Consider the following 12,860-nt stretch of genomic DNA (forward strand, 5'->3'; position numbering starts at 1 on the left):
TGATGAGCTTAGTACACTAAGTGATTTAGACGAAGAACGAAAGTAACGCAGCATAAAGTCAAAATGTGACCGAAAATTAGTCTTCGTCGATTGAGTTAGCATAACCTTCAGCATCAAGTAATGCGTCAAGCTCTGCAGCATCGTCAAGCTTAAGTTTAAATAACCAACCGTCGCCAAATGCGTCTGAATTAACTAATTCTGGTGAATCTTCTAAGTCTTCATTAACTTCAACAACTTCACCTGAAACTGGTGCGTAAATGTCTGAAGCCGCTTTTACAGACTCAGCTACGGCAACGTCGTCGCCAGTGCTTACACTTTCACCAACTTCTGGTAATTCAACAAATACCATGTCACCTAAAAGGTCTTGTGCGTGCTCTGTAATACCAACAGTTACTGTACCGTCGCCTTCATTACGTACCCACTCATGAGATGTTGCATATTTTAATTCAGAAGGAATGTTGCTCATTTTATTGATCCTAATATTTAATTTTCGAAATATTCTTGTTTTGCTAGAGTAAAAAACGCTATTTTTGAATTAATTACTATAGCCTAAAATTCAACCATTTTTAACTTAGCTTGCTTTGATTTTTAAGATAATCTTAACAAGCTAAATTAATTAAAATACTTTTTTGCCGTTACGTACAAAACTTGGCTTAATGACTTGTACTTTAACCAGCTTCTTACGCATTTCAACTTCAACGGTATCGCCTAATTTAACGCTACGTGGTACACGTGCCATGGCAATTGAGTGGCCAAGTGTTGGCGAGAAAGTACCCGAAGTGATGATGCCTTCACCTGCTTCTGTAACCACTTTCAAACCCGTGCGTAATACGCCTTTTTCTTCAAGCACTAAACCGACAAGTTTTGGTTGATCGCCCGATGCTTTTTGCGCCGTCAATACGTCGCGACCAATAAAGTTACGATCTTCAGGTTCCCAGCTAATCGTCCATGCCATGTTAGCGGCAAGTGGCGAAACGCTTTCGTCCATATCTAAACCGTATAAGTTCATGCCAGCTTCTAAGCGTAAGGTATCACGAGCACCTAAACCACAAGGTTTAACGCCAGCATCTAACAATTGCTGCCAAAGGTCTGCGGCTTGATTTTCTGGTACAACAATTTCGTAGCCATTTTCACCAGTGTAACCGGTTGTCGCAATAAATAAATCGCCTGCTTGTACACCAAAAAATGGCTTCATGCCATCTACCGCTTGAGTTTGCTCAGCATTTAATATGGTAGCAACTTTTGCTTTAGCTTCTGGGCCTTGTACGGCGATCATGCCGTATTCTGGCTGCTCAGTAATAGTAACGTCGAAGTTAGCGGCTTGCTCGTTCATCCACGCTAAGTCTTTTTCGCGTGTCGCAGAATTTACCACTAAACGGTAGTCAGTTTCGCTAAAGTAATAAATGATCAAGTCATCAATTACGCCACCTTCGTGGTTCAACATACCTGTGTATAGTGCTTTACCGGCAGTGGTAAGTTTAGCAACATCGTTGATCACTAAACGGCGAAGATATGCTTGGGCATCTGCACCTTTAATATCAACAATGGTCATATGAGAAACGTCAAACATACCTGCATCGGTACGAACGGCGTGATGTTCTTCAATTTGAGAGCCATAGTTAATTGGCATTTCCCAACCGTGGAAGTCGACCATTTTCGCGCCAGCTTCTAAGTGCTTGGCATGTAATACAGTTTTGCTACTCATAATAATTCACCTAGGTAGTTGTTATTCGTTTGCTTGGCCACATTGGCGATAAAACAAGCAAAACTAAAACAGAAGGTTTACAAAAAGTGACAGGATTATAGCGTTGAATATTCAGCCATTCAACCAAGAAAGTGACAAAACTCAAATTTAAAACCAACATAAATAACTATTCCGAATATAATTTTCACAACGAGTGTTATTGAAAATTAAATATAAAATCAGTCGTTATAAAATGTGCTTTGTTGATATTTATTTTTTGCCGCTAGGATCATAATGCTCAACTATAGTGAGCATTATCAATATTGATGAAATTACGCAGTGTATTTCAAAGGGGAATATCTCGAACTTAGCAAACGTGATAACCGCTAATAACGCTGAAGTTAATCTAACGGTTGCTTCGCCAGTTCAGGCAGTTGCCCTTTATAACCAAGCGCTTGTTTAATTAATATATTTTTAGCCGGTGTTAATTTATTTAGAACACTCATACCTATGCCGCGTAGTATTTTGGGCGCTGCCGATTGTGGCGTAAATAACTGTTTAATCGACTCCATTGCCGCGATCATTTCACTGGCTTCACTTTTACGCCAACGATTATAGTGGTTTAAGTTTTTGCTGCTTGCCCACGCTAAATTACCGTCTTGACTTAGTGATTGCTCGCTTACCTTGTCAGCAATAACTTGAGCAAGTGCTGCAGCGTCAAGCAAACCTAGGTTAACGCCCTGTCCTGCTAATGGGTGAATGGTGTGGGCAGCGTCGCCAACAAGGGCAACTCGCTCTTTAACAAAATCTTGGGCAAAACGCATGGTTAATGGAAAGGTAAATCGCTCGCTCACTAATTCAACATTTCCTAATTTACCATCACTTGCTGCGGTGAGTTCTTTGGCAAACTGTTCAGCAGGTAAAGCGCTAAGGCGCTCAGCTTCTTGTGGTGAAGTCGACCAAACAATCGAGCATAAGTCATCTTCAAATAATGGTAATAAGGCTAAAGGCCCAGTAGGTAAAAAAACTTGCCAAGCGGTATTTTGATGACCTTGCGGACATTTCACCGTGGCAACGAGCGCATGGTGGTCGTAGTCTCGAAAGGTCATTGGCATATCGAGTTGCTTTCGCACCCAAGAATTTGCACCGTCTGCGCCCACTAATAATTTAGCCATAATAGGCGCTTGTTGTGTAAAACTGGCGAATACTTCACTGTCGCCGACGGCAATGTTGGTTAATAGCTCTTGGGTAAAAAAACGAATACCTTGATCGTTTTGTGCTTGTTGCCACAATGCATTGCGAATGACGTTATTTTCGATGATAAAACCAAGTTGCTCAGTTGCGATAGATTGCTGCACCTGCGCTAAATCAAAGTCGATTTTTCCATAGCCGGCTTTATCCCAAATATGCATATGTTGGTAGGGTTGCAAGCGTTGTTCGCTAATTAACGACCATACATCTAGGTTGTCAAAAATTTGCTTACTGGCACTATTAATCGCGCTAACACGCACCTCTGGCTCGTTTGATAACTCGGCAATAGGATTGGTGTCAACAATGGCAACGGTAAGTGTAGTTTGCTTTCGAATCGACAAGGCTAACGTTAAGCCAACCATGCCGCCACCAACAATTAAAATATCAAATTTTTGCATTTTTGTTTATTTTCCAATATCGCCGAGATGGCTGGTTCTTATCACTTTGAACTTATTACTTGCAGCTTATTACTTGCAGCTTATTACTTGCAGCTTTCCACTTTCGAGCTTGTCGCTTGTTACTTGCAACTTTTCACTTCTAGCTTTTAGCTTTTAGCTTCTGGCTAATATCCCATGGTTTTCTTAACTAGCGCACTTTTTAGCGGTTTTACATAATTAAAAACTTTTAAGCCAATATTTCGGCCAACAACAAGTGGCATTAGTTGATTTGAAAAGAGTGTCACTAACGAGTCAGTTAAGCCAATCACGCTTTGGTGATCTTGTTTACGCGATTGTGCATATTGGCTCAGCAATGCAAATTGTGCGTAGTCTTGGTCGTTTTCAAGTGCCGATTTCATTAACGCTGCAAACTCAGCCACGTCACGCAGCCCTAAGTTAAAACCTTGTCCTGCAATTGGATGAATGGTGTGAGATGCATTGCCAATTAATACCATGCGATGAAAAACTTGCTCGTTAGCTTGCACCAGTTTTAACGGATAAATATCACGTTTACCTACTTGGCTAATACTGCCTAACCAGCTACCAAAATTATGTTCAAGCGCTTGTTTAAAGTCTTCATCTGATGTCGCCATTATTTGCTTTGCTTGCTCTGGTGGCAATGTCCACACCAGTGAGCAACGATTTTTACCGCACTGATTATCGGTTAACGGCAACATAGCAATAGGGCCAAATTCAGTAAAGCGTTCATAAGCAACACTTTGATGAGCGATAGCGGTGCTAACATTACTAATTAAGGCAACTTGTTGATAATCGCTAATGCTACTGCTGATATTGGCAAATTTTCGACATACCGACTGCGCGCCATCGCAACCAAGTAAAAGCCTTGCTGATAACTGAGTTTCTGATGCTAAGGTGATGTTAACGTGTTCTTGCTGCCAGTTAATGTCGCTAATGTGATCGGGGGCGAACCAAGTAATGTTAGTTTTTGGCTCTAATGCTCGAAGTAACGATTGACCAATAAGTGCCATTTCAACCACATAACCTAAAGCATTCACTTGCTCGGTTTTGGCGTCAATTCGTGCTTTGCCATAATGACCACGATCAGAAATATGAATAGTTTCAATCGGCTGAGCGTGTTTTTGTAAAAACTGCCACGCGCCAACGTGCGCTAAATAAGCAGCACTACCATGGGATAATGCCAAAACACGATCGTCAAAAGTTAGGGAAGCATCAGTTAAAATAGGATTTGCTTCAATAATGGCAATTGATAACGCCTTGCCGTTGTTATCTTTTAGGTCAGCCAAGCTCAACGCGGTAAGCGCGCCCGACAAACCTCCACCCGAAATTACAATGTCAAAATGTTGAACAGTCACTTACGCCTTCTCAATTGCTTTTTAGTCTGCCGTTTACTTGTAGCTTTCCACTTCTAGCTTTTAGCTTCTAACTTTCAGCTTTCCACTTCTAGCTTTTAACTTTCCGCTTGTAGCTTCTAACTTTCAGCTTTCCACTTCTAACTTTCAGCTTTCCACTTCTAACTTGAAGCTTTCCGCTTTTAGCTTCTCGCCATTAATGCTTCAATATCGTGAACCGATTTTGGCGCATTTACCGTTAGGTTTTCATGACCTTGATCAGTTACCGCAATGTTATCTTCAATTCGCACACCAATACCACGCCATTTTGCGTCAACACTTTCGTCGGTTGCAGGAATATAAATACCGGGTTCAATTGTCATGACCATGCCGGTTTCAAAAGCACGCAATTGTTCACGTTTATCATTCGCTTGATAATCGCCAACATCATGTACGTCTAAACCTAACCAGTGCCCTAGCCCGTGAATAAAGTATTTTTTACATGCGTTTTCGTTAATTAACTCAGCTAAGTCACCTTGTAAAATGCCTAAATCGTATAAACCTGTGGTTAATATTTCACCCACCAACGTATTTAAATGAGCAAAGTTACAACCCGGCTTAATCGCTTCGATTGCTGCAATTTGTGAGTCGAGTACAAGTTGATAAATCGCTTTTTGAGCGTCAGTAAATTTGCCATTAATCGGGAAAGTACGGGTAATGTCAGCGGCATAACCGGCAAGTTCACCACCTGCGTCAATAAGCAATAAATCGTTATCCGCTAGCACTTCACAATTATCGGTATAGTGCAAAATATTGGCGTTATCACCACCAGCAACAATCGAGTTATAGGCCGCAAATCGTGCACCATGGCGAGCAAATTCATGTAAAATTTCAGCTTCGATTTGATATTCAAATTTACCCACTGCAGACTTTTCCATAGCACGTTGATGAGCGCCACCACTGATGACATTCACTTGGCGCATAATCGTTAATTCATTTTCTGATTTGAATAAACGCATATCATCAAGTAAAGGTTTTGCATCAACAAGCGTTTGTGGTGCTTTGTTGCCTGTGCGACTGCCGGCTTTAACCTGTTTTAACCAACTTGCCACTTGTAAATCAAGCGACGGATTAGCACCTTGTAAATAGTATAAGGCGGCTTTGCCGTTAATCAGTTCTGGCAGCATTTGTTCAATATCCGCTAGGGTATAAGCGTGATCAAAGCCATAGTCAGCTTTCGCATTTTCTTGGCCAATACGTCGTCCATGCCACACTTCTTGTAACTCGTCTTTTTCACGGCAAAATAAATAACAGCTATTTTGCGCTGACTTTACCATCACCAATAAAGCATCGGGCTCGTTAAAGCCGGTGAGGTAATAAAAATTTTTGTCTTGGCAAAATAAGTATTCGGTATCGTTGCTACGTGTCACTTCATTGTTTGCGGCAAAAACAGCAATTGAATTGTCAGGCAAGGATGCAAAAAGTTTCTCACGGCGTAAGCGAAAGTCGTTAACCGATAACAGCGTGTGTTTGATCATAGTCGGGTTCTGTGCTCTTTAAATGCTTAGTGCAAAGTATGATTGGTGCTTTTTTTCTCAGGCGGTGTACCTAATTCAGTAAAGCATAATAAAGCAGAAATTCGCGCATATTCAGCAATTTCGTAATAAGCTTGCTCTGTTTCTTCGTTTTCTTCAACTTCTTCAGACAAGTTGGCGATTTCGCCAAAGTCGGTCAGCACTTCTTTAACATCGTCAGATAAAACGGCATTATTTTTTTGTTGCAGACCAAAGCCTAAGTTAAAGCCTTGCACCCAAACACCTAACGCATTGCCACGTTCGGCAATCGAGTCGTCGTCATCTGGCAGCATTAATTGAAAACCGTATGAGTCGTCTAATAGGTTTTGCCAAACGTCGTTAAACATCAGCTTAACAATTACTTTAATTTTATTAGGCATACCTTCGCCGTTATTAAAAAGATCGTTAATCATAGCGAGGTAGTCATCACCTTCAAAGGTGTAACCGCCGCAAATAAGGCCGGTTAATACGCCATGAAGTTCACTCGCGTGAAGCTTCACATTTTCAGTGGTAATAATTGCTTGTACCGAAGCAAAATCAAGCGTGGTTTCTTCGTTCATAGATAACCAAATAAATAGCAAGTAATAATGTCGCTTATCCTAACACTGGCCTAGGTTTGATGCCAGAAAGATCATTGCAAAGAAAGTCACTATAAAATTAAGAATCCGCTTGCAACTGCCGATGCGCACCGTTATAGTGCGATAACTATTCTTGGCATTTAGCAAAATTAAAGTTATATAAATGAAACTGTTAGCCAATACGCAATTTTTTACTAATGGATTAAAGCAAAAGACAAATGGCTAAAAACACTTTAGATGTAACCATTGCTGCGCGCAAATTAAGAATCGCTTGTCCAAAAGGACAAGAGTCTGCGCTATTGTCTGCCGCAACCGAAGTCAATAATAGAGCCGAGCTGATGGGAAAAAGCAGCGCGGTCACCTCTTCTGAACAAGCGATGATTATGGCGGCGCTAAATCTGGCCCATGAATTAGCCACAGTTAAAGCTAAACTCGCCCAAGAAAAACTTGAAAACAAAAACAAAATCAAGTTACTACAATCAAGCTTTGAACAAGCCCTTAACCCTAGTAACAACAAACGCGCTTAACTTTTAAACTTAGCGCGCCTATTAAATCAGCAAACAGCTCATACCAGCAAAGAAAAGACTTAATTGCTTGGCACAGATTAGGTATAATGCCTGCGTCTTCTGGGATGTTTGTGTGCGAACTATGTCCCTGAGCCGATAAGTTTTACCTTAGGAAGTAAATCGTTAGCTTTTGTGCAAGCCCGACTCGTATCGGGAAGCCTACGGTTGATGTGCAATTTCCGCCCTGAACACACGGTGTTCAGGACTATTGTGAGCTGCGGCATTCTGGAAGCGTTAACTTTTCTTTTTTCATGCTTTTATTACTAAGCTAAAAACGCTTAAAACAAAAAGCCGCTTTACTTTCATCACAAACCCCCATATAAACGCTAGTTATTCCCTGTTTAAAAGCCTGCATTAATTTATGAATTTATCTGAACCGTCATCTTCTGCTCATCGTGCTATTGGCATTTTTGACTCAGGTGTTGGTGGTTTATCTATTGCCAAATGTATTGCTCAGCAACTGCCTAACGAACAGTTAATTTATATTGCTGATACCTTGCACGCGCCATATGGGGAAAAATCAGTCGCTTTTATTCAACAACGCGTTAATGCGTTGGCGGACTTTCTTGTGCAAAAAAAGGTAAAAGCTATTGTCGTTGCCTGTAACACCGCCACCGTTAATGCAATTGTTCAGCTCAGACAACGATTAACCATCCCCATTATCGGAGTTGAGCCTGCAATAAAACCTGCCGCGAAAGCAAGTAAGCAGCAAAAAGTCGGCATTTTAGTCACTAAAGCAACCGCAGAAAATCCACGTTTTCAAGCCCTGGTTGAGCAACACAAAAATGGCAGTGAAGTCTTCATTCAGCCCTGCCCAGGCTTAGTTGAACTTGTCGAAAAAAATCGTATTCACTCAACCGAGTGCGAACAATTACTACGCCAATATTTGTCGCCACTAATTACGCAAAAAATAGATAAACTGGTTTTAGGCTGCACCCATTACCCTTTTCTTGGCGAAAAAATTAGTCAGATTTTAGGCATGGATATCGACTTGGTTGAAACTGCTGCGCCAGTCACCTCGCAGCTTAAACGCATGTTGGTTTTTCATCAACAATTGCAAATTCAGCCGTATATTCCTAAGCATCAATTTTACTCTTCACTAGCAAACTCAGAGCAGCAGCAATTAATCAATACGCTGTGGCAACAACCTGTTGAGCTGAAAAAACTACCAACAAACGATTAGGGGCTGTTGATTTTTCGTGTGTTAGATTGTTTATTGCTTGTGTAGCCAAGAAAAAATACGTGTTATAACTTAATACGGAAAGTGAGTCACATTAAGAGGAAGTTGTGACAATAGAGAAATGTAAAACAAGATCTGAAGTGAAGCTTTCTTCGATAAAGCAGTAAAATAAGAACGACGAAATTGAATGATAATAATTGCTTTAACCTCTTACAAAGAGGTTAAAACAATTAACTCACATCTAAATTGCTTACTAGATTGTTAGCTAGGTTTAGAAGTTGTATTTGATACCAAAACCAATGGCGTTTTCATCGTAATCGCTACCAGTAGACGATTCTGAGTCATTGATTTTTGCTTCTGAGTAAAGGTAAAAATCATCATCAAAGAAATAGTTTACGCCAACAATTGCATACTTTAAGTGATAGTTGCTTTCATTTGAACCGTTTGTAGCTACTGAGTTATCTTTCAATGAGTTGTAACCACCCACTAACGCCCAAGGACCTTCAAAACGGTACGAAGCGTAAAGTTCAGAACCAAAAGCTTCTGTCATTAACTTACCTTCGTCATTGATTTCATGGTTTTTCATATCTGAGAATACCCAAGACATGTATAAACCACGGTTATGGTAACTACCGTAAGTAATGCTCGCTGATGTCATTTCGTCTTCAACTTCAGCTACTTCAACCAAATGTTGTAAATCTTCATTAAATTCAACATTCGCTTTGTTATAAGCAACACCAACTTTAACTTTTTCTAATGGAGAATAAAGTACTGACCAGCTGTAAGAGTCTGAATAATTTACTGTTGCTGAAGGACCTGTCTCTTCGTTGTCATTTACATCAATTTGGTTATCGCCTGATGCAGTGAACTGTAATCCAAATGAGAACTTGTTCCAGTCTAGGTTGTATTGAATGGCTTGTTCCGCGCGACCTGTACCTGAGAAACCACCATCAGTGCCAAAGTTATAAATACCCGCAGCTTGTGAACCAAAAATTTCAAAAATATCAGTGCCACCAGTTACCTTGTAACCCACACTGAACATTTTACCCATGCTAAAGCTACCGTATGTATCATTAGCAATACCTACATAACCTTGACGCAACCATGTATGATCGCCGGAAGGGCCTGTGCTAGTTAAGCCGTTACGGTTAACAATTAGTTTATTGTCGGTGTTTGATAAAGCAATACCTTGCTCTATTTTACCAAAGCCAGTCCAGCCATTATCAAATTCGCGTGACATATCAAACATGAAGCGAGAGAAACCATCACCTACTTCACTAACACCATCGCTTTTAAGATAAAAAACGGATAAATCACCGTTCACATTAAACTTTGTTTTACCATCATTGTACAATTCAACTGCTTGCGCAGGTGTTAACATACATGCCGCTGCAACTGCCGCTGCAGTTAATTTCCACTTAGTATTTATCATGTTTTTATCCTAATTTATATTTTCAAATTAGTTTATTGGATATGTAAGTTCTATTATATGTTAATAATGTTAAGTCAGGTTTCATTTGTACGCGCATTTGTAACTATTATATTTACAAACTAGAGTGATGATGATCTTAAATAAATAAATTTAAGACATTTAGACGTCTAGACATAAAAAGGTAGAAAAATAATTTTTATCAGAGTAGAATTAGCAAAAATTTTCACCACGCCTGCATGTAAGTAGGTTAATCAATTTATTATTAGAGGGATTATGTCTACTCACTTTTTTACCTCAGAGTCTGTTTCTGAAGGTCACCCAGATAAAATTGCCGATCAAATTTCTGATGCGGTTTTAGATGCGATAATTGCTAAAGATAAACACGCCCGTGTTGCTTGTGAAACTATGGTTAAAACTGGCGTTGCTATTATCTCTGGTGAAATTTCAACATCAGCTTGGGTTGATTTAGAAGACTTAACCCGTAAAGTGATCAGCGATATTGGCTACACATCATCTGATGTTGGTTTTGACGGTGAAACCTGTGGCATTATGAATTTAATCGGACAACAGTCGCAAGAAATTGCCCAAGGTGTTGACCGCTCTAAGCCTGAAGAACAAGGTGCTGGTGACCAAGGTTTAATGTTTGGTTATGCCACTAACGAAACTGAAACCTTAATGCCTGCGCCGCTTTATTATTCACACCGTTTAGTTGAGCGCCAAGCTGAAGCACGTAAATCAGGTATTTTACCTTGGTTACGCCCTGATGCAAAAAGCCAAGTGACTTTTGTATACGAAGATAACAAGCCTGTTGCTATTGATACAGTTGTGCTTTCTACTCAGCATAACCCAGACATTAAGCAAGAAGATTTGTTTGATGCGGTAATGGAAAACATTATCAAGCACGTATTACCGGCAGAATTATTAACAGAAAATACTAAATACCATATCAACCCAACCGGCAGTTTTGTTATTGGCGGCCCAGTAGGTGATTGTGGTTTAACTGGTCGTAAAATTATTGTTGATACCTACGGCGGCATGGCTCGTCATGGTGGCGGCGCTTTCTCAGGTAAAGATCCATCTAAAGTTGATCGCAGCGCTGCTTACGCAGGTCGTTATGTCGCTAAAAACATTGTTGCGGCCGGTCTTGCTGATCGCTGTGAAATTCAAGTGTCTTACGCTATTGGTGTTGCAGAGCCAACGTCTATTTCAATTGAAACCTTTGGCACAGGTAAAGTAAGCGAAGAAAAATTAGTTGAATTGGTGCGTGAACATTTTGACCTTCGCCCATACGGTATTACTAAAATGTTAGACTTACTTCACCCGATGTACCGTCAAACAGCCGCATATGGTCACTTTGGTCGTGAACCATTTGAAATGACCGTTGGCGATGAAACATTCACCGCCTTTAGCTGGGAAAAAACCGATAAAGCTGACGCACTTCGCGCCGCTGCTGGTCTTTAATTCAGTCAAAGCCGCAAAGAAAATAATAGAAAGCCGACATTACGTCGGCTTTTTTATTGCTAAGTTTTATTCACTGTATTGGCTAAATAAAATCGATGGTTTTATCAGTAAAGTTATTGAGTGAGTTAAATAACGACTCAACTGGCTGAGTATAACCAAACCATTTAGCTAAACTAGCACACACTTGATCAGCGGACGTATCAGGTATAACACGACCATTATTATAATCAAACGCTCCGCCTGGGGTTAAATCAGGCCAATTACCATAGGCTTTACCCCCTTTAACCGCACCGCCCATCACTAATTGATGCCCTGCCCAGCCATGATCGGTACCTGAAGCGTTTGGTGTGATCCGACGACCAAAATCAGACATGGTAAACGTGGTGACATTATCTGATAAGCCTTGACGCTGCATTTCACTATAAAATGCCGCCATAGCATCAGATAAGGTCGCTAATAAACCGTTATGTGCATTTAGCTGCCCGGTATGGGTATCAAAGCCACCTAAGGTTACATAAAACACTTGGCGATTATGCCCCATTAAACTATGACTTCTGCTAGCAATAAGTTTTGAAATGGTACCTAAGCTTCGCCCTAAATTGCTACTAGGGAACTCACCTATTGCTGGCGCGTCATCTAATACCTCTTTTAACGCTTCATTGCGGTTGAAACTATTTTTCATGACTTGGGCGTAGCTATCCATAAAAATATTATCGTAGCTTTCGTCCATATGACGCAACATGCCATTAAGCTTATCTGTGGTCATCCGCTTATATTGCCCGGCACCATTACTGGATAGAACAAATTGCTTTGCGCCATTTTCGGTACGTAGCCATTTTTGCTCACTACTTAACGACAATAACGGCGGCAAATTACCTGGTAAGTGCATGTCTTCAACCATACGCCCCGCCCAACCAAAGCTGTTATGAAACTCTAAGGCGCCAGACTTCCACATTTCCTGTTGCGAGTTATGCGACATTAACTTTTCAGGTAGTTGCACATTGGCATTGCCGGCGGTCGGCTCTACCAGTTGACCGGTATTCACCAATACGCTCGCATCACCTTGGTTAACAATATCAGCAAAGCTTTGCATCGCTGGGTGCAAACCTAGGCTAACACTATTGTCAGTTTGGATGTTTAACGGGATGATATCTTGCTCGGCAATGGCCATATGATTTCGAATACCTTGGTATTGTGCGTATTCGGCTTCTGACGTTGGCAATACCATATTGTAGCTGTCGTTACCGCCCGCTAAAAATATACAAACCATGGCTTTATAATCAGTGGTGGCTGCATGAGCAAGTTTAACACTCGATAAACCGGCAACAGAAGTTGCGCCAATCGCGGCACTACCTTTAATAAAATTACGACGTGAAACTTTCATGAC

Annotated in this window: 11 protein-coding genes and 1 other RNA gene; 4 read left to right on the forward strand and 8 right to left on the reverse strand. The window is 40.7% G+C overall.

Annotation, left to right across the window (positions count from 1 at the left end; all coding sequences use genetic code 11):
* Window positions 1-76: 76 nt before the first annotated feature.
* The 6 genes from gcvH to ACRRSQ_RS03495 all read right to left on the reverse strand — a co-directional run bounded on the left by gcvH (window position 77) and on the right by ACRRSQ_RS03495 (window position 6,816).
* Window positions 77-466 carry a glycine cleavage system protein GcvH gene (gcvH, locus tag ACRRSQ_RS03470; RefSeq protein WP_440874312.1) on the reverse strand — a complete coding sequence of 130 codons (390 nt, stop codon included), beginning with the start codon at window positions 464-466 and terminating at the stop codon, window positions 77-79.
* A gap of 150 nt (window positions 467-616) precedes the next feature.
* Window positions 617-1,705, reverse strand: coding sequence for a glycine cleavage system aminomethyltransferase GcvT (gene gcvT / locus ACRRSQ_RS03475; RefSeq protein WP_440874313.1), 1,089 nt, complete (start codon window positions 1,703-1,705; stop codon window positions 617-619).
* A gap of 380 nt (window positions 1,706-2,085) precedes the next feature.
* On the reverse strand, window positions 2,086-3,333 hold the full coding sequence (locus ACRRSQ_RS03480) for an FAD-dependent monooxygenase (RefSeq protein ID WP_440874314.1): 1,248 nt from the start codon (window positions 3,331-3,333) through the stop codon (window positions 2,086-2,088).
* Window positions 3,334-3,497: 164 nt separating this feature from the next.
* Entirely contained in the window at window positions 3,498-4,706 is a 1,209-nt protein-coding gene (gene ubiH / locus ACRRSQ_RS03485; RefSeq protein WP_440874315.1) for a 2-octaprenyl-6-methoxyphenyl hydroxylase, read from the reverse strand.
* A gap of 179 nt (window positions 4,707-4,885) precedes the next feature.
* Window positions 4,886-6,220, reverse strand: a complete 1,335-nt coding sequence (gene pepP, locus ACRRSQ_RS03490) for a Xaa-Pro aminopeptidase (RefSeq protein WP_440874316.1) — start codon at window positions 6,218-6,220, stop codon at window positions 4,886-4,888.
* Between the two features lie 26 nt (window positions 6,221-6,246).
* On the reverse strand, window positions 6,247-6,816 hold the full coding sequence (locus ACRRSQ_RS03495) for a UPF0149 family protein (RefSeq protein WP_440874317.1): 570 nt from the start codon (window positions 6,814-6,816) through the stop codon (window positions 6,247-6,249).
* Between the two features lie 236 nt (window positions 6,817-7,052).
* Here ACRRSQ_RS03495 and ACRRSQ_RS03500 point away from each other — a divergent pair, with 236 nt between their 5' ends.
* The 3 genes from ACRRSQ_RS03500 (at window position 7,053) to murI (ending at window position 8,583) form a co-directional block, all read left to right on the forward strand.
* On the forward strand, window positions 7,053-7,361 hold the full coding sequence (locus ACRRSQ_RS03500; protein WP_440874318.1) for a cell division protein ZapA: 309 nt from the start codon (window positions 7,053-7,055) through the stop codon (window positions 7,359-7,361).
* Window positions 7,362-7,454: 93 nt separating this feature from the next.
* Window positions 7,455-7,636, forward strand: a non-coding RNA gene (gene ssrS, locus ACRRSQ_RS03505) — 6S RNA.
* A gap of 125 nt (window positions 7,637-7,761) precedes the next feature.
* Window positions 7,762-8,583 carry a glutamate racemase gene (gene murI, locus ACRRSQ_RS03510; RefSeq protein ID WP_440874319.1) on the forward strand — a complete coding sequence of 274 codons (822 nt, stop codon included), beginning with the start codon at window positions 7,762-7,764 and terminating at the stop codon, window positions 8,581-8,583.
* A gap of 268 nt (window positions 8,584-8,851) precedes the next feature.
* Here murI and ACRRSQ_RS03515 read toward each other — a convergent pair whose 3' ends face one another.
* Window positions 8,852-10,012 carry a porin gene (locus ACRRSQ_RS03515; RefSeq protein WP_440874320.1) on the reverse strand — a complete coding sequence of 387 codons (1,161 nt, stop codon included), beginning with the start codon at window positions 10,010-10,012 and terminating at the stop codon, window positions 8,852-8,854.
* Window positions 10,013-10,285: 273 nt separating this feature from the next.
* On the opposite strand from ACRRSQ_RS03515, the gene metK reads away from it, so the two are divergent.
* Window positions 10,286-11,473, forward strand: coding sequence for a methionine adenosyltransferase (gene metK, locus ACRRSQ_RS03520; protein ID WP_440874321.1), 1,188 nt, complete (start codon window positions 10,286-10,288; stop codon window positions 11,471-11,473).
* An 82-nt stretch (window positions 11,474-11,555) separates the two neighbouring features.
* Here the strand turns inward: metK and ACRRSQ_RS03525 are convergent, their stop codons facing one another.
* Complete coding sequence (locus ACRRSQ_RS03525; RefSeq protein ID WP_440874322.1) at window positions 11,556-12,857, reverse strand: DUF1501 domain-containing protein; 1,302 nt, start codon at window positions 12,855-12,857, stop codon at window positions 11,556-11,558.
* Window positions 12,858-12,860 lie beyond the last annotated feature (3 nt).

Source organism: Thalassotalea sp. PLHSN55, from assembly GCF_052030545.1.
GTDB lineage: Bacteria > Pseudomonadota > Gammaproteobacteria > Enterobacterales > Alteromonadaceae > CANMXU01.